At 59.9% G+C, this 15,157-nt stretch carries 29 protein-coding genes and 1 pseudogene; all 30 read left to right on the forward strand.

The genetic code is table 11. The features are described from left to right. Positions 1 to 127 (forward strand): annotated as a pseudogene (locus LGN10_RS26325) (elongation factor Tu); the annotation flags it as partial. Positions 128 to 414: 287 nt separating this feature from the next. Next, positions 415 to 726, forward strand: a complete 312-nt coding sequence (gene rpsJ, locus LGN10_RS26330) for a 30S ribosomal protein S10 (RefSeq protein ID WP_004199280.1) — start codon at positions 415 to 417, stop codon at positions 724 to 726. Positions 727 to 904: 178 nt separating this feature from the next. Then, on the forward strand, positions 905 to 1,555 hold the full coding sequence (rplC, locus tag LGN10_RS26335; RefSeq protein ID WP_006482922.1) for a 50S ribosomal protein L3: 651 nt from the start codon (positions 905 to 907) through the stop codon (positions 1,553 to 1,555). Beyond that, positions 1,555 to 2,175 (forward strand): 50S ribosomal protein L4, encoded by a 621-nt coding sequence (gene rplD / locus LGN10_RS26340; RefSeq protein ID WP_006477192.1) that lies wholly within the window; start codon positions 1,555 to 1,557, stop codon positions 2,173 to 2,175. The genes rplC and rplD overlap by 1 nt, the downstream gene beginning before the upstream one ends. Continuing rightward, positions 2,172 to 2,486, forward strand: coding sequence for a 50S ribosomal protein L23 (gene rplW / locus LGN10_RS26345; protein ID WP_004199275.1), 315 nt, complete (start codon positions 2,172 to 2,174; stop codon positions 2,484 to 2,486). Before rplD ends, rplW begins: the two co-directional genes overlap by 4 nt. Before the next feature lie 2 nt (positions 2,487 to 2,488). Continuing rightward, on the forward strand, positions 2,489 to 3,316 hold the full coding sequence (gene rplB / locus LGN10_RS26350) for a 50S ribosomal protein L2 (protein ID WP_034209733.1): 828 nt from the start codon (positions 2,489 to 2,491) through the stop codon (positions 3,314 to 3,316). A 10-nt stretch (positions 3,317 to 3,326) separates the two neighbouring features. Beyond that, complete coding sequence (gene rpsS, locus LGN10_RS26355; RefSeq protein WP_004199273.1) at positions 3,327 to 3,602, forward strand: 30S ribosomal protein S19; 276 nt, start codon at positions 3,327 to 3,329, stop codon at positions 3,600 to 3,602. A 12-nt stretch (positions 3,603 to 3,614) separates the two neighbouring features. Next, positions 3,615 to 3,944 (forward strand): 50S ribosomal protein L22, encoded by a 330-nt coding sequence (gene rplV, locus LGN10_RS26360; protein WP_004199272.1) that lies wholly within the window; start codon positions 3,615 to 3,617, stop codon positions 3,942 to 3,944. Between the two features lie 11 nt (positions 3,945 to 3,955). Continuing rightward, positions 3,956 to 4,756, forward strand: a complete 801-nt coding sequence (rpsC, locus tag LGN10_RS26365) for a 30S ribosomal protein S3 (RefSeq protein WP_006482899.1) — start codon at positions 3,956 to 3,958, stop codon at positions 4,754 to 4,756. A gap of 2 nt (positions 4,757 to 4,758) precedes the next feature. Then, entirely contained in the window at positions 4,759 to 5,175 is a 417-nt protein-coding gene (rplP, locus tag LGN10_RS26370; protein ID WP_006482873.1) for a 50S ribosomal protein L16, read from the forward strand. Positions 5,176 to 5,184: 9 nt separating this feature from the next. Then, positions 5,185 to 5,379 (forward strand): 50S ribosomal protein L29, encoded by a 195-nt coding sequence (gene rpmC / locus LGN10_RS26375; protein WP_006400652.1) that lies wholly within the window; start codon positions 5,185 to 5,187, stop codon positions 5,377 to 5,379. After that, complete coding sequence (rpsQ, locus tag LGN10_RS26380; protein ID WP_006477189.1) at positions 5,376 to 5,648, forward strand: 30S ribosomal protein S17; 273 nt, start codon at positions 5,376 to 5,378, stop codon at positions 5,646 to 5,648. The genes rpmC and rpsQ overlap by 4 nt, the downstream gene beginning before the upstream one ends. A gap of 309 nt (positions 5,649 to 5,957) precedes the next feature. Then, positions 5,958 to 6,326: a 50S ribosomal protein L14 gene (rplN, locus tag LGN10_RS26385; protein WP_006482918.1), complete on the forward strand. Its 369-nt coding sequence runs from the start codon at positions 5,958 to 5,960 to the stop codon at positions 6,324 to 6,326. A gap of 9 nt (positions 6,327 to 6,335) precedes the next feature. Then, on the forward strand, positions 6,336 to 6,644 hold the full coding sequence (gene rplX / locus LGN10_RS26390) for a 50S ribosomal protein L24 (protein ID WP_006477187.1): 309 nt from the start codon (positions 6,336 to 6,338) through the stop codon (positions 6,642 to 6,644). A 16-nt stretch (positions 6,645 to 6,660) separates the two neighbouring features. After that, a complete protein-coding gene (rplE, locus tag LGN10_RS26395) occupies positions 6,661 to 7,200 on the forward strand; it encodes a 50S ribosomal protein L5 (RefSeq protein WP_006482882.1) in 540 nt (179 codons plus the stop codon). A gap of 7 nt (positions 7,201 to 7,207) precedes the next feature. Next, positions 7,208 to 7,513 (forward strand): 30S ribosomal protein S14, encoded by a 306-nt coding sequence (gene rpsN, locus LGN10_RS26400; RefSeq protein WP_006482884.1) that lies wholly within the window; start codon positions 7,208 to 7,210, stop codon positions 7,511 to 7,513. Positions 7,514 to 7,527: 14 nt separating this feature from the next. Beyond that, a complete protein-coding gene (gene rpsH / locus LGN10_RS26405) occupies positions 7,528 to 7,923 on the forward strand; it encodes a 30S ribosomal protein S8 (protein ID WP_006477185.1) in 396 nt (131 codons plus the stop codon). An 18-nt stretch (positions 7,924 to 7,941) separates the two neighbouring features. Then, the gene (rplF, locus tag LGN10_RS26410) at positions 7,942 to 8,472 is read left to right on the forward strand and encodes a 50S ribosomal protein L6 (RefSeq protein ID WP_006477184.1); all 531 of its coding nucleotides are present in this window, start codon (positions 7,942 to 7,944) and stop codon (positions 8,470 to 8,472) included. Between the two features lie 12 nt (positions 8,473 to 8,484). Further along, the gene (rplR, locus tag LGN10_RS26415) at positions 8,485 to 8,850 is read left to right on the forward strand and encodes a 50S ribosomal protein L18 (RefSeq protein ID WP_006477183.1); all 366 of its coding nucleotides are present in this window, start codon (positions 8,485 to 8,487) and stop codon (positions 8,848 to 8,850) included. 14 nt (positions 8,851 to 8,864) lie between these two features. Then, positions 8,865 to 9,383 (forward strand): 30S ribosomal protein S5, encoded by a 519-nt coding sequence (gene rpsE / locus LGN10_RS26420; RefSeq protein ID WP_006482895.1) that lies wholly within the window; start codon positions 8,865 to 8,867, stop codon positions 9,381 to 9,383. Between the two features lie 15 nt (positions 9,384 to 9,398). After that, complete coding sequence (gene rpmD, locus LGN10_RS26425) at positions 9,399 to 9,581, forward strand: 50S ribosomal protein L30 (protein ID WP_006400644.1); 183 nt, start codon at positions 9,399 to 9,401, stop codon at positions 9,579 to 9,581. A 26-nt stretch (positions 9,582 to 9,607) separates the two neighbouring features. Further along, the gene (rplO, locus tag LGN10_RS26430) at positions 9,608 to 10,042 is read left to right on the forward strand and encodes a 50S ribosomal protein L15 (RefSeq protein ID WP_006482880.1); all 435 of its coding nucleotides are present in this window, start codon (positions 9,608 to 9,610) and stop codon (positions 10,040 to 10,042) included. Positions 10,043 to 10,084: 42 nt separating this feature from the next. After that, on the forward strand, positions 10,085 to 11,434 hold the full coding sequence (gene secY / locus LGN10_RS26435; protein ID WP_006482915.1) for a preprotein translocase subunit SecY: 1,350 nt from the start codon (positions 10,085 to 10,087) through the stop codon (positions 11,432 to 11,434). Between the two features lie 7 nt (positions 11,435 to 11,441). After that, positions 11,442 to 11,660: a translation initiation factor IF-1 gene (infA, locus tag LGN10_RS26440; protein WP_004521905.1), complete on the forward strand. Its 219-nt coding sequence runs from the start codon at positions 11,442 to 11,444 to the stop codon at positions 11,658 to 11,660. 20 nt (positions 11,661 to 11,680) lie between these two features. Then, positions 11,681 to 11,797, forward strand: a complete 117-nt coding sequence (gene rpmJ / locus LGN10_RS26445) for a 50S ribosomal protein L36 (RefSeq protein ID WP_004199844.1) — start codon at positions 11,681 to 11,683, stop codon at positions 11,795 to 11,797. 38 nt (positions 11,798 to 11,835) lie between these two features. Then, positions 11,836 to 12,201: a 30S ribosomal protein S13 gene (gene rpsM / locus LGN10_RS26450; RefSeq protein ID WP_006400641.1), complete on the forward strand. Its 366-nt coding sequence runs from the start codon at positions 11,836 to 11,838 to the stop codon at positions 12,199 to 12,201. A gap of 28 nt (positions 12,202 to 12,229) precedes the next feature. Then, positions 12,230 to 12,631: a 30S ribosomal protein S11 gene (gene rpsK / locus LGN10_RS26455; RefSeq protein WP_004197937.1), complete on the forward strand. Its 402-nt coding sequence runs from the start codon at positions 12,230 to 12,232 to the stop codon at positions 12,629 to 12,631. Positions 12,632 to 12,785: 154 nt separating this feature from the next. Further along, entirely contained in the window at positions 12,786 to 13,409 is a 624-nt protein-coding gene (rpsD, locus tag LGN10_RS26460; RefSeq protein WP_059577365.1) for a 30S ribosomal protein S4, read from the forward strand. A 124-nt stretch (positions 13,410 to 13,533) separates the two neighbouring features. Beyond that, a complete protein-coding gene (locus LGN10_RS26465) occupies positions 13,534 to 14,511 on the forward strand; it encodes a DNA-directed RNA polymerase subunit alpha (RefSeq protein ID WP_006477176.1) in 978 nt (325 codons plus the stop codon). A 149-nt stretch (positions 14,512 to 14,660) separates the two neighbouring features. After that, on the forward strand, positions 14,661 to 15,056 hold the full coding sequence (gene rplQ / locus LGN10_RS26470; protein WP_006477175.1) for a 50S ribosomal protein L17: 396 nt from the start codon (positions 14,661 to 14,663) through the stop codon (positions 15,054 to 15,056). Positions 15,057 to 15,157 lie beyond the last annotated feature (101 nt).

Raw genomic sequence — 15,157 nt, forward strand, 5'->3', positions numbered from 1 at the left:
GGGCGACAACGTGTCGATCACGGTGAAGCTGATCGCTCCGATCGCGATGGAAGAAGGTCTGCGCTTCGCGATCCGCGAAGGCGGCCGTACCGTCGGCGCCGGCGTCGTCGCCAAGATCATCGAGTAATATCGACGATCCGCGGATCCCTCCGGGGTCCGCGATTCCGCGGTAAGCAGCTGCGTACCGTCGAAACCGGGTGTCCAGTTCGATCTGGCACCCGGTTTTTCCTTGTGGCGTACGAAGCGCTGCATTGACAAACGCGCACCACCACCGCGAATTTTCGTGTAGAATCGCGGGCTTAGCAGTGGAAGTACCGTCCGGAACCTGATGCTTCGCTCCCCGCTGGCGTCATGTTTCACGTTCTTTTAGTGTCCGGCGATGCAACATCGCCTCGCTCTTTTCAAGGAATTGTCATGCAGCAACAGAAAATCCGCATTCGCCTGAAGGCTTTCGACTATCGTCTGATCGATCAATCGGCCGCCGAAATCGTCGATACCGCGAAGCGGACTGGCGCAATCGTCCGTGGCCCGGTGCCGCTGCCGACGCGCATTCAGCGTTTTGACATCCTGCGTTCGCCGCACGTCAACAAGACGTCGCGCGATCAGCTCGAAATCCGTACCCACCAGCGCCTGATGGACATCGTCGATCCGACGGACAAGACCGTCGACGCGCTGATGAAGCTCGACCTGCCGGCTGGCGTCGACGTGGAAATCAAGCTGCAGTAAGGCTTCCAGCGCCGCCCGGCGTGTCGGGTGGCGCTAAGTCTTTGTATTGCTTGCGGAAATCGCAGAGTCGGGCTATACTGCTTGGCTTTTCGCGTATTCGCGTAAAAAAGCTGGGCCTTGCGTGCCCGGCATTTTGTAAATCAGCCCCGACCAATCGCAGTCGGGAATGGAGAAAATGATGAGCCTTGGACTCGTAGGTCGCAAGGTTGGCATGACCCGTATCTTCACGGCGGAAGGGGATTCGATTCCCGTCACCGTGCTGGACGTGTCGGACAACCGCGTGACGCAGATCAAGACTGTTGAAACCGACGGCTACACGGCCGTGCAGGTTGCATTCGGCTCCCGCCGCGCATCGCGCGTGACGAAGCCGCTGGCAGGTCATCTCGCCAAAGCCGGTGTCGAAGCCGGTGAAATCCTCAAGGAATTCCGCATTGACGCGGCCAAGGCAGCCGAGCTGTCGAATGGCGCCGTGGTCGGTGCAGATCTTTTCGAAGTGGGCCAGAAGGTCGACGTGCAAGGCGTGTCGATCGGTAAGGGCTACGCCGGTACGATCAAGCGTTACAACTTCTCCTCCGGCCGTGCCACGCACGGTAACTCGCGCTCGCACAACGTGCCGGGCTCGATCGGTATGGCGCAGGATCCGGGTCGTGTTTTCCCGGGTAAACGCATGACGGGTCACATGGGTGACGTGACGGTGACGGTGCAGAACCTCGAAATCGCTCGTATCGACGCAGAGCGCAAGCTGCTGCTCGTGAAGGGTGCGATTCCGGGCGCGAAGGGCGGCAAGGTCTTCGTGACGCCGGCCGTCAAGACCAAGGGGGCGAAATAATGGAACTCAAGCTCCTGAACGAAAATGGTCAGGAAGGTGCAGTGGTCAACGCATCGGACGTCGTGTTCGGTCGTGACTACAACGAAGCGCTGATCCACCAGGTCGTCGTCGCTTACCAGGCGAATGCTCGCCAGGGTAACCGCGCACAGAAGGACCGTGAGCAAGTCAAGCACACGACCAAGAAGCCGTGGCGCCAGAAGGGTACGGGCCGCGCTCGTGCCGGTATGTCGTCGAGCCCGCTGTGGCGTGGCGGTGGTCGTATCTTCCCGAATTCGCCGGAAGAAAACTTCTCGCACAAGGTCAACAAGAAGATGCATCGCGCAGGTCTCTGCTCGATCTTCTCGCAGCTGGCCCGTGAAGGTCGTCTGTCGGTCGTCGAGGACATCATCCTCGAAGCGCCGAAGACCAAGCTGCTGGCCGACAAATTCAAGACCATGGGTCTCGACTCCGTTCTGATCATCACGGACACGGTCGACGAGAACCTGTACCTGGCTTCGCGCAACCTGCCGCACGTGGCGATTGTCGAGCCGCGCTACGCTGACCCGCTGTCGCTGATCTACTTCAAGAAAGTGCTGGTCACGAAGGCTGCGGTCGCCCAGATCGAGGAGTTGCTGTCATGAGCGAGATTCGCAAGAACGATCATCGTTTGATGCAGGTCCTGCTCGCACCGGTGATCTCGGAAAAGGCGACGCTGGTTGCCGACAAGAACGAGCAAGTCGTGTTCGAAGTCGCACCGGATGCCACGAAGCAGGAAGTGAAGGCGGCTGTCGAGCTGCTGTTCAAGGTTGAAGTTGATTCGGTCAACGTGCTGGTTCAGAAGGGCAAGCAAAAGCGCTTCGGCCGTTCGATGGGCCGCCGCAAGGACGTGAAGAAGGCGTACGTTTGCCTGAAGCCCGGCCAGGAAATCAACTTTGAAGCGGAGGCCAAGTAATCATGGCAATCGTGAAAGTTAAGCCGACATCGCCGGGTCGCCGCGCGATGGTCAAGGTGGTCAACAAGAACCTGCACCAGGGCAAGCCGTACGCGGCACTGCTCGACTCGCAGAGCTCGACCGCCGGCCGTAACAACAACGGTCGTATCACCACGCGTCACAAGGGTGGTGGTCACAAGCAGCACTACCGTATCGTCGATTTCCGTCGCACGAAGGATGGCATCCCGGCAAAGGTCGAGCGTCTCGAGTACGACCCGAACCGTAGCGCGAACATCGCGCTGGTGCTCTACGCAGACGGCGAACGTCGCTACATCATCGCCCCGAAGGGCCTGACCGTCGGCCAACAGCTGATGTCGGGTTCGGAAGCGCCGATCCGTGCAGGCAACACGCTGCCGATCCGCAACATTCCGGTCGGTACGACGATCCACTGCATCGAGATGCTGCCGGGCAAGGGCGCGCAAATGGCGCGTTCGGCTGGCACGTCGGCCATGCTGCTGGCACGTGAAGGCGTCTACGCGCAGGTTCGTCTGCGTTCGGGCGAAATCCGCCGCGTGCACATCGAGTGCCGTGCAACGATCGGTGAAGTCGGCAACGAAGAGCATAGCCTGCGCCAGATCGGCAAGGCTGGCGCGAACCGCTGGCGCGGTATCCGCCCGACGGTGCGTGGCGTTGCGATGAACCCGGTTGATCACCCGCACGGTGGTGGTGAGGGCAAGACGGCTGCAGGTCGCGACCCGGTGAGCCCGTGGGGTACGCCGGCTAAGGGTTACCGCACCCGCAGCAACAAGCGCACGACGACGATGATCGTCCAGCGCCGTCACAAGCGTTAAGGAGTAGGCAATGGCACGTTCTGTAAAAAAAGGTCCGTTCTGCGACGCCCATTTGCTGAAGAAAGTTGAGGCGGCTGCAGCTTCGCGCGACAAAAAGCCGATCAAGACCTGGTCGCGTCGCTCGACGATTCTGCCGGATTTCATCGGCCTGACGATCGCTGTTCACAACGGCCGTCAACACGTTCCGGTGTACATCTCGGAAAACATGGTCGGCCACAAGCTTGGCGAGTTCGCACTGACCCGTACGTTCAAGGGTCACGCGGCCGACAAGAAGGCCAAGAAATAAGGGGCAATCAAGATGGAAGTGAAAGCAATTCATCGCGGTGCCCGCATCTCGGCGCAGAAAACGCGCCTTGTGGCTGACCAGATCCGCGGTTTGCCGGTCGACAAGGCGCTGAACGTCCTGACGTTCTCGCCGAAGAAGGCGGCTGGCATCGTGAAGAAGGTTGTGCTGTCGGCAATCGCGAATGCGGAGCACAACGAAGGCGCTGATATCGACGAGCTCAAGATCAAGAGCATCTACGTCGACAAGGCTGCATCGCTCAAGCGTTTCACCGCGCGCGCCAAGGGCCGCGGTAACCGCATCGAGAAGCAATCCTGTCACATCACTGTGACGGTCGGGAATTAAGGAGCCATACGATGGGACAGAAAATTCATCCGACTGGCTTCCGCCTGGCTGTCAGCCGCAATTGGGCTTCGCGTTGGTACGCGAACAACAACAATTTCGCGGCGATGCTGCAGGAAGACATCGGTGTTCGTGAATACCTGAAGAAGAAGCTGAAGAACGCTTCGGTCGGTCGGGTCGTCATCGAGCGTCCGGCGAAGAACGCGCGCATCACGATTTACAGCTCGCGTCCGGGCGTGGTCATCGGCAAGAAGGGCGAGGATATCGAACAGCTGAAGACGGAACTGCAGCGCCGCATGGGCGTGCCGGTTCACGTCAACATCGAGGAAATCCGCAAGCCGGAAACCGATGCTCAGCTGATCGCCGACTCGATCACGCAACAGCTCGAGCGCCGGATCATGTTCCGTCGCGCGATGAAGCGTGCGATGCAGAACGCGATGCGTCTGGGTGCCCAAGGCATCAAGATCATGAGCGCAGGCCGTCTGAACGGTATCGAAATCGCTCGTACGGAGTGGTATCGCGAAGGTCGCGTGCCGCTTCACACGCTGCGTGCTGATATCGACTACGCGACTTCGGAAGCGAAGACGACTTACGGGATCATCGGCGTCAAGGTGTGGGTCTACAAGGGCGATACGCTCGGCCGCAACGACGCACCGGTGGTGGAAGAAGTAGCCGAAGACAAGCGTCCGCGTCGCAATGCGCGTCCGGGCGACCGTCGTCCGCGCCGTGACGGCGAAGGCGGCGCTCCGGGTGCTCGTCGTGGCGCACCGCGCCGTGGCGCCGGCAAGCCCGAAGACGGCAAGACTGGAGAATAACGATGCTGCAACCGAAACGCAGAAAGTATCGTAAAGAGCAGAAGGGTCGTAACACCGGCAAGGCGACGCGCGGCAACGCAGTGTCGTTCGGTGAATTCGGCCTGAAGGCGATCGGTCGCGGTCGTTTGACCGCACGTCAGATTGAAGCGGCGCGTCGTGCAATGACGCGTCACATCAAGCGTGGCGGCCGCATCTGGATCCGGATCTTCCCGGACAAGCCGATTTCGCAGAAGCCGGCCGAAGTGCGTATGGGTAACGGTAAGGGTAACCCGGAGTACTACGTCGCCGAGATTCAGCCGGGCAAGATGCTCTATGAAATGGACGGCGTAACCGAAGAACTGGCACGCGAAGCGTTCCGTCTGGCTGCAGCCAAGCTGCCGCTGAAGACGGCATTCATCGTGCGCCAGCTCGGCGCCTAAGGAGAAAACATGAAGGCTTCCGAACTTCTCCAGAAAGACCAGGCCGCGCTCAACAAGGAGCTGGCGGACCTGCTGAAGGCGCAATTCGGCCTGCGCATGCAACTCGCGACCCAGCAGCTCACGAACACGAGCCAGCTGAAGAAGGTTCGTCGCGACATCGCACGTGTGCGGACCGTCATGACTCAGAAGGCGAACCAGAAATGAACGATAGCGTGAAAACCTCGCTGAAGCGGACGCTGGTCGGTCGGGTCGTCAGCAACAAGATGGACAAGACCGTCACCGTGCTGATCGAGCACCGCGTCAAGCACCCGATCTACGGCAAGTATGTCGTGCGTTCGAAGAAGTACCACGCGCACGATGAAGCGAACACCTACAACGAAGGCGATCTCGTCGAAATCCAGGAAACGCGTCCTGTTTCGAAGACGAAGGCCTGGACGGTGTCGCGCCTCGTCGAAGCCGCTCGTGTCATCTAAGCGGGCAGCGCAGTAGGCAGTAACAGGCACTTCGCCAAGAAGTGCTTGAAATCGCAAAGTTTTTGCTTGCGTGACCGGGATTATTTGTTATAATCCCGGTCTTCCCTCTTTATGGGAGCCCCGTCGCGGGCGAAGTTGGTGGGGGAAGCGGACTGGCGCATGCCTGTCCGAAAGATTCACCGAATTGCGATGGCGGGTTTCGTTTGCCGTCGCTGCTGTTCCAACCCAAGCAGCCGATTGGCTGACGGGACCAAGACTGACCGAATGCATCATGGTGGTGCATCCGGATTAAGTTGGGAAAGACAAACCATGATCCAGACCGAATCTCGGCTCGAAGTAGCCGACAACACGGGTGCACGTGAAGTCCTGTGCATCAAGGTGCTCGGCGGCTCGAAGCGTCGTTATGCCGGCATTGGCGACATCATCAAGGTGAGCGTCAAAGAGGCAACGCCGCGCGGGCGCGTGAAGAAAGGCGAAATTTACAACGCCGTGGTGGTCCGCACCGCCAAGGGCGTGCGCCGTCAAGACGGCTCGCTGATCAAGTTCGACGGCAACGCCGCTGTGCTTTTGAATAACAAGCTCGAGCCGATCGGCACCCGTATCTTCGGGCCGGTGACGCGTGAGCTGCGTAGCGAACGATTCATGAAGATCGTTTCGCTGGCGCCGGAAGTGCTGTAAGGAGTCGCGATGAACAAGATTCGCAAAGGTGACGAAGTCATCGTCGTCACTGGCAAGGACAAGGGCAAGCGCGGCGTCGTGCTGGCTGTCGGTGCTGAACATGTGACGGTTGAAGGTATCAACCTCGTCAAGAAGCATGTGAAGCCGAACCCGATGAAGGGTACGACGGGCGGCGTGGAAGCGAAGACGATGCCCCTGCATATTTCGAACGTCGCACTGGTCGACGCGAATGGCAAGGCGTCGCGTGTTGGCATCAAGGTCGAGGAAGGCAAGAAGGTTCGCTTCCTGAAGACGACCGGTGCCGTACTGAGCGCCTGACGCAGCGGAGTAAAAAATGGCTCGTTTTCAAGAGTTTTACAAAGAAAAGGTTGTGCCCGGCCTGATCGAGAAGTTCGGTTACAAGTCGGTCATGGAAGTGCCGCGCATCACCAAGATCACGCTGAACATGGGTCTTGGCGAAGCGATCGCTGACAAGAAGATCATCGAGAACGCCGTTGGCGACCTCACGAAGATCGCCGGCCAGAAGCCGGTCGTCACGAAGGCTCGCAAGGCAATCGCTGGCTTCAAGATCCGCCAGGGTTACCCGATCGGCGCGATGGTGACGCTGCGTGGCCGCGCGATGTACGAATTCCTCGACCGTTTCGTGACGGTTGCCCTGCCCCGCGTGCGTGACTTCCGCGGTGTGTCGGGTCGTGCTTTCGATGGCCGTGGCAACTACAACATCGGTGTGAAAGAGCAGATCATTTTCCCCGAAATCGATTACGACAAGATCGACGCACTGCGTGGGCTGAACATCAGCATCACGACGACTGCGAAGACCGACGACGAAGCAAAGGCTCTGCTCGCCAGCTTCAAGTTCCCGTTCAGAAACTGAGGTTACCGTGGCTAAACTGGCACTGATCGAACGTGAAAAGAAGCGCGCCCGCCTGGTCGCGAAGTTCGCAGCAAAGCGCGAAGCGCTGAAGGCGATCGTCGAAGACCAAAGCAAGTCGGAAGAAGAGCGCTACGAAGCACGCCTGGAGCTGCAGCAACTGCCCCGCAACGCAAACCCGACCCGCCAGCGCAACCGCTGCGCGATCACGGGCCGTCCGCGTGGCACGTTCCGTAAATTCGGCCTCGCGCGTAACAAGATTCGTGAAATCGCATTCCGTGGCGAGATTCCTGGCCTGACCAAGGCGAGCTGGTAATAGGAGAAACGTAAATGAGCATGAGTGATCCTATCGCCGATATGCTGACTCGCATCCGCAACGCGCAGATGGTCGAGAAGGTATCGGTCGCGATGCCCTCGTCGAAGGTCAAGGTTGCAATCGCGCAAGTCCTGAAGGACGAAGGTTATATCGACGATTTCGCCGTGAAGGCGGAAGGTGCGAAGTCCGAACTGAATATCGCGCTGAAGTACTACGCAGGTCGCCCGGTCATCGAACGCCTCGAGCGCGTGTCGAAGCCTGGTCTGCGCGTGTACCGCGGCCGTAACGACATTCCGCAGGTCATGAACGGCCTCGGTGTGGCAATCGTGTCGACGCCGAAGGGCGTGATGACCGACCGCAAGGCGCGCGCTACCGGCGTCGGCGGCGAAGTCATCTGCTACGTCGCTTAAAGCCGAGGAGAGAGAAACATGTCTCGAGTAGGTAAGAGCCCGATCGCGCTGCAAGGCGCGGAAGTCAAGCTGGCCGACGGTGCGATCACCGTCAAGGGCCCGCTGGGCACCATCACGCAAGCGATCAATCCGCTCGTGAACGTGGCGAACAACGACGGCACGCTGAATCTGTCGCCGGTCGACGAAAGCCGCGAAGCAAATGCACTGTCGGGCACGATGCGCGCGATCATCGCGAATGCCGTGCACGGCGTGACCAAGGGTTTCGAGCGCAAGCTGACGCTGGTTGGCGTCGGTTACCGTGCGCAAGCGCAAGGCGACAAGCTGAACCTGTCGCTGGGTTTCTCGCACCCGGTGGTGCACCAGATGCCGGAAGGCGTCAAGGCTGAAACCCCGACGCAAACCGAAATCGTGATCAAGGGGATCAACAAGCAACAAGTCGGTCAAGTGGCTGCGGAAGTCCGCGGTTACCGTCCGCCGGAGCCCTACAAGGGCAAGGGCGTGCGTTATGCCGACGAGGTTGTGATCCTCAAAGAAACGAAGAAGAAGTAAGGGTGCGCAATCATGGATAAGACTCAATCTCGCCTGCGCCGCGCTCGCCAGACGCGTATCAAGATCGCTGAGCTGCAGGTCGCGCGTCTCGCCGTGCATCGCACGAACACGCACATCTACGCTCAAGTGTTCTCGCCCTGCGGCACCAAGGTGCTCGCCAGCGCGTCGACGCTCGAAGCTGAAGTGCGCGCTGAACTGGCCGACAAGTCGGGCAAGGGCGGCAACGTGAATGCCGCGACGCTGATCGGCAAGCGTATTGCCGAGAAGGCAAAGGCTGCCGGCATCGAATCCGTCGCCTTCGATCGCTCGGGCTTCCGCTACCACGGCCGCGTCAAGGCGCTGGCTGAGGCAGCTCGCGAAGCTGGGCTCAAGTTCTAAGGAAGGAATTCGTCATGGCAAAGATGCAAGCGAAAGTTCAGGCTGACGAGCGCGACGACGGCCTTCGCGAAAAGATGATTTCGGTCAACCGCGTGACCAAGGTCGTGAAGGGTGGCCGTATTCTCGGCTTCGCCGCACTGACCGTGGTCGGCGACGGCGATGGCCGCATCGGTATGGGCAAGGGCAAGGCGAAGGAAGTGCCGGTCGCTGTCCAGAAGGCAATGGAACAAGCTCGCCGCAACATGTTCAAGGTGCCGCTCAAGAACGGCACGCTGCAACACGAAGTGCACGGCAAGCACGGCGCATCGGCCGTCCTCCTCGCTCCGGCGAAGGCAGGTACGGGCGTGATCGCCGGCGGCCCGATGCGCGCAGTGTTCGACGTGATGGGCGTTCAGAACGTCGTGGCGAAGAGCCACGGTTCGACGAACCCGTACAACCTCGTTCGCGCCACGCTGGACGGCCTGCGCAAGCAGTCGACCCCGGCAGACATCGCGGCGAAGCGCGGCAAGTCCGTCGAAGAAATTTTGGGCTAAGCCCGGGTGGTCACCATGTCTGAAAAAACTGTCAAGGTTCAGCTCGTCAAGAGCCTGATCGGGACCCGCGAATCGCACCGCGCGACCGTGCGTGGCCTGGGCCTGCGCCGACTCAACTCGGTTAGCGAGCTGCAGGACACGCCGGCGGTCCGCGGCATGATCAACAAGGTCTCGTACCTCGTTAAGGTCATCGCGTAAGCGGCCCTACGGATCAAGGAGTTGATATGGAATTGAATAACCTGAAGCCGGCCGCTGGCGCCAAGCACGCCAAGCGTCGCGTCGGTCGTGGCATCGGTTCGGGCCTCGGCAAGACGGCTGGCCGTGGTCACAAGGGTCAGAAATCGCGTTCGGGCGGCTTCCACAAAGTCGGTTTCGAAGGCGGTCAGATGCCGCTGCAACGTCGTCTGCCGAAGCGCGGCTTCACGTCGCTGACGAAGGAATTCGTCGGTGAAGTGCGCCTGGGCGACCTCGAGAAGCTGCCGGTCGACGAGATCGATCTGCTCGCACTGAAGCAAGCCGGCCTGGTCGGCGAGCTGACGAAGAGCGCAAAGATCATCGCGACGGGCGAACTGAAGCGCAAGATCGTCGTGAAGGGTCTCGGTGCCACCAAGGGTGCGCGCGCTGCGATCGAAGCGGCTGGCGGTTCGTTCGCCGAGTGACACGCGTAGCGCGTCGTCACTTGCATTCATCGGAGAAGGTACTTGGCTAACAGCCCGAGTCTTGCAAAACCCGGTCGAAGCACGGCGAAATTCGGCGATCTGCGCCGGCGAGCGATGTTCCTGCTCCTGGCGCTGATCGTCTATCGCATCGGCGCGCACATTCCCGTGCCGGGCATCGATCCGGATCAACTGGCCAAGCTGTTCCAGAGCCAGGCGGGCGGCATCCTGGGCATGTTCAACATGTTCTCGGGTGGCGCACTTTCCCGCTTCACGATCTTTGCGCTGGGGATCATGCCGTACATCTCGGCGTCGATCATCATGCAGTTGCTGGCGATCGTTTCGCCGCAGCTCGAGGCGCTGAAGAAGGAAGGGCAGGCAGGGCAACGGAAGATCACGCAGTACACGCGGTATTTCACCGTGGTGCTCGCGACCTTCCAGGCGTTCGGTATCGCGGCTGCGCTGGAAAATCAGCCGGGCCTCGTCACCGATCCCGGCATGCTGTTCCGTCTGACGACGGTCGTGACGCTGGTAACGGGCACGATGTTCCTGATGTGGCTCGGCGAGCAGATTACCGAGCGTGGTCTGGGCAACGGTATCTCGATCATCATCTTCGGCGGGATCGCAGCAGGGTTCCCGAATGCCGTGGGTGGGTTGTTCGAACTGGTGCGTACGGGTTCGATGAGCATCATTTCGGCGATCATCATCGTCGTTCTGATCGCCGCGGTGACTTACCTGGTCGTGTTCATCGAACGCGGTCAGCGCAAGATCCTCGTGAACTACGCGAAGCGCCAGGTCGGCAACAAGATCTACGGCGGGCAGTCGTCGCATCTGCCGCTGAAGCTGAACATGTCGGGCGTGATTCCGCCGATCTTCGCATCGTCGATCATTCTGTTCCCGGCAACGATTCTCGGCTGGTTCAGTACCGGTCAGCCGACGGGAAGCTGGATTTCCAATACGTTGCATAACGTTGCGGAAGCGCTGAAGCCGGGCCAGCCGGTCTATGTGCTGCTGTACACGCTGGCGATCGTGTTTTTCTGCTTCTTCTACACCGCACTGGTGTTCAACAGCAGGGAGACCGCGGACAACCTGAAGAAGAGCGGCGCGTTTGTTCCGGGCATCCGTCCGGGCGATCAGACCGCGCGATATATCGACCGCATCCTCACGCGTCTGACGCTGGCCGGTGCGATCTACATCGTCTTCGTGTGTCTGCTGCCGGAATTCCTGGTGCTGCGCTGGAACGTGCCGTTTTATTTTGGTGGAACGTCGCTGCTGATCATTGTCGTCGTCACGATGGACTTTATGGCGCAGGTGCAGTCGTACGTTATGTCGCAACAGTATGAGTCGCTGCTCAAGAAGGCAAACTTCAAGGGCGGCAACATCCCGATGCGTTGAAAGGACTATGGCCAAAGACGATGTAATCCAGATGCAGGGTGAGGTGATTGAAAACCTCCCGAATGCGACCTTCCGCGTGAAGCTGGAAAACGGCCATGTCGTGTTGGGGCATATTTCCGGGAAGATGCGGATGCACTACATCCGCATCCTGCCGGGCGACAAGGTGACGGTTGAATTGACGCCTTACGATCTGTCTCGTGCGCGGATCGTGTTCCGGGCGAAGTGATTTGAAAAAAGGGTATTATCATGAAAGTGATGGCATCGGTTAAGCGCATTTGCCGCAATTGCAAGATCATCAAGCGCAAAGGCGTCGTTCGCGTGATCTGCAGCTCGGATCCGCGCCACAAGCAGCGCCAAGGCTGACCGCGCGTTTGTTTGCGCTTTTTGTTTGAGGAAAAACAATGGCTCGTATCGCAGGGGTTAACATCCCGAATCACCAGCATACCGAGATCGGCCTGACGGCTATCTTCGGTATCGGCCGCACCCGTTCGCGCAGCATCTGCGTGGCAGCTGGCGTCGATTTTTCGAAGAAGGTCAAGGATCTGACCGACGCAGACCTGGAAAAGCTGCGTGAAGAAGTAGGCAAGTTTGTCGTCGAAGGCGATCTGCGCCGTGAAGTGACGATGAACATCAAGCGCCTGATGGACCTCGGTTGCTACCGCGGCGTCCGTCATCGCAAGGGCCTGCCGATGCGCGGTCAGCGTACGCGTACGAACGCACGTACCCGCAAGGGTCCGCGTCGTGCAGCGCAAGCGCTGAAGAAGTAAGCGGAACTGACAGTTACAGGAAAACGTAATGGCTAAGGCTTCGAACACCGCGGCGCAACGCGTTCGCAAGAAGGTTAAGAAGAACGTCGCTGAAGGCGTGGTTCACGTTCACGCGTCGTTCAACAACACGATCATCACGATCACCGATCGCCAAGGCAACGCTCTGGCATGGGCGACGTCGGGCGGTCAGGGCTTCAAGGGCTCGCGCAAATCGACGCCGTTCGCTGCTCAGGTCGCAGCCGAGTCGGCTGGCCGCGTCGCGATGGAATACGGCGTGAAGAATCTGGAAGTGCGGATCAAGGGCCCGGGCCCGGGTCGCGAGTCGGCAGTGCGCGCACTGCACGGCCTCGGCATCAAGATCACCGCGATTTCGGACGTCACCCCGATTCCGCACAACGGCTGCCGCCCGCCGAAGCGTCGTCGTATCTAAGGATGTGCTGGCACGCTCGTGCTAGCGCATTGCCTGTCGCCGCTCAGCGTCGACGGGCGTTGCTTTTTTGATTGACTAAGCCCACCGTTCGCCCCAAAGGGAGCGGACTAGCGCGGATTCCGATCCGCGTGACTGATTGATAAAGGAATGCAAAGTGGCACGTTATATCGGCCCCAAAGCCAAGCTGTCCCGCCGTGAAGGCACCGACCTGTTCCTGAAGAGCGCGCGCCGCTCGCTCGCCGACAAGTGCAAGCTCGACAGCAAGCCGGGTCAGCACGGCCGTACCTCGGGCGCACGTACGTCCGACTACGGTACGCAGCTGCGCGAAAAGCAGAAGGTCAAGCGTATCTACGGCGTGCTGGAACGTCAGTTCCGTCGTTACTTCGCTGAAGCCGATCGCCGCAAGGGCAACACGGGTGAAAACCTGCTGCAACTGCTCGAATCGCGCCTCGACAACGTCGTGTATCGCATGGGTTTCGGCTCGACCCGCGCTGAAGCGCGTCAGCTGGTGAGCCACAAGTCGATCACCGTGAACGGCGTCGTCGCAAACGTCCCGTCGCAGCAAGTGAAGGCGGGTGACGTCATCGCGATCCGCGAAAAGGCGAAGAAGCAGGCGCGTATCGTCGAAGCGCTGTCGCTGGCCGAGCAAGGCGGCATGCCGAGCTGGGTTGCAGTCGATGCGAAGAAGTTCGAAGGCACGTTCAAGCAAATGCCGGAACGCGCTGAAATCGCAGGCGACATCAACGAAAGCCTGATCGTCGAATTGTATTCGCGTTAATCCGATTGACGGCCGAGGTACCCCGATTGCGTTGCGCAAGGAGGGGCCTCGGCTGTTTATTTTCTGGTTGTTACCGGTCAGCCTTATCGGTGTAACGAGCCGAGGGTATTGAAAAGGAAAGCCCATGCAAACCAGTTTGCTGAAACCCAAGATCATCGCCGTGGAATCGCTGGGCGAGAACCACGCGAGGGTGGTCATGGAACCGTTTGAACGCGGTTACGGCCACACCTTGGGCAATGCGCTTCGCCGCGTGCTGCTGTCGTCGATGGTGGGCTACGCGCCGACCGAAGTCACGATCGCGGGCGTGGTGCACGAGTACTCGACGCTGGATGGCGTGCAGGAAGACGTCGTCAACCTGCTGCTGAACCTGAAGGGCGTGGTGTTCAAGCTGCATAACCGTGACGAAGTGACGGTTACGCTGCGCAAGGAAGGCGAAGGCGTCGTGACGGCCGGCGATATCGAGCTGGCTCACGATTGCGAAGTCATCAATCCGAATCACGTGATTGCGCACCTGTCGAAGGGTGGCAAGCTCGACGTTCAGATCAAGATCGAAAAGGGTCGCGGCTATGTGCCCGGCAACGTCCGTCGCTACGGCGAAGACACGGCCAAGATCATCGGCCGCATCGTCCTCGACGCATCGTTCTCGCCGGTCCGCCGCGTGAGCTACGCTGTCGAGAGCGCACGTGTCGAGCAGCGTACCGACCTCGACAAGCTCGTGATGAACATCGAGACGAGCGGCGTGATCACGCCGGAAGAAGCGATCCGCCAGTCGGCCCGCATCCTGGTCGACCAGTTGTCCGTGTTCGCGGCGCTGGAAGGCACGGAAACGGCAGCCGAAGCGCCGTCGCGTGCACCGCAGATCGATCCGATCCTGCTGCGTCCGGTGGACGATCTCGAGCTGACGGTTCGTTCGGCGAACTGCCTGAAGGCCGAGAACATCTACTACATCGGCGATCTGATCCAGCGCACGGAAAACGAGCTGCTGAAGACGCCGAACCTCGGTCGCAAGTCGCTCAACGAGATCAAGGAAGTGCTCGCTTCGCGCGGTCTCACGCTGGGCATGAAGCTCGAGAACTGGCCGCCGGCTGGTCTCGACAAGTAAGCCCGGTTGTAGCCCTGCTATAGCTGTAGTTGGCAAAGATGCGAATTTTCCTTTAAAATCCGCATCTTGCTTTTTTTCGTTACCGGCCCGTGCACCCTCCGAGGTGCGATAGAAGAGCTGGATCAAAACTTTGAATCAAGGAAACTGAAATGCGCCATCGTCATGGTCTGCGGAAACTGAACCGCACGAGCAGCCACCGTCTGGCTATGCTCCGTAACATGTCCAACTCGCTGATCGAGCACGAAGTCATCAAGACGACGCTGCCGAAGGCGAAGGAACTCCGTAAAGTCGTCGAGCCGCTGATCACGCTCGGCAAGAAGCCGTCGCTGGCAAACCGTCGCCTGGCGTTCAACCGCCTGCGCGATCGTGACTCGGTCGCGAAGCTGTTCGACGTGCTCGGCCCGCGTTTCGCGAACCGCCCGGGCGGCTACCTGCGCGTGCTGAAGTTCGGCTTCCGCGTGGGCGACAACGCACCGATGGCACTGGTCGAACTGCTCGACCGTCCGGAAGTCGACGAAACGGAAAACGTGCAAGAAGCTGAGTAAGCTTCCGGTACGCAGCAGTATCTGAAAGGGGCCGAGCAATTGCTTGGCCCTTTTTGTTTTCGAGATGCCGGCTGCGATCGATTGTCGCAGGCCGGTGCCGG

It is taken from the genome of Burkholderia sp. AU32262 (genome assembly GCF_020419985.1).
GTDB lineage: Bacteria > Pseudomonadota > Gammaproteobacteria > Burkholderiales > Burkholderiaceae > Burkholderia > Burkholderia semiarida.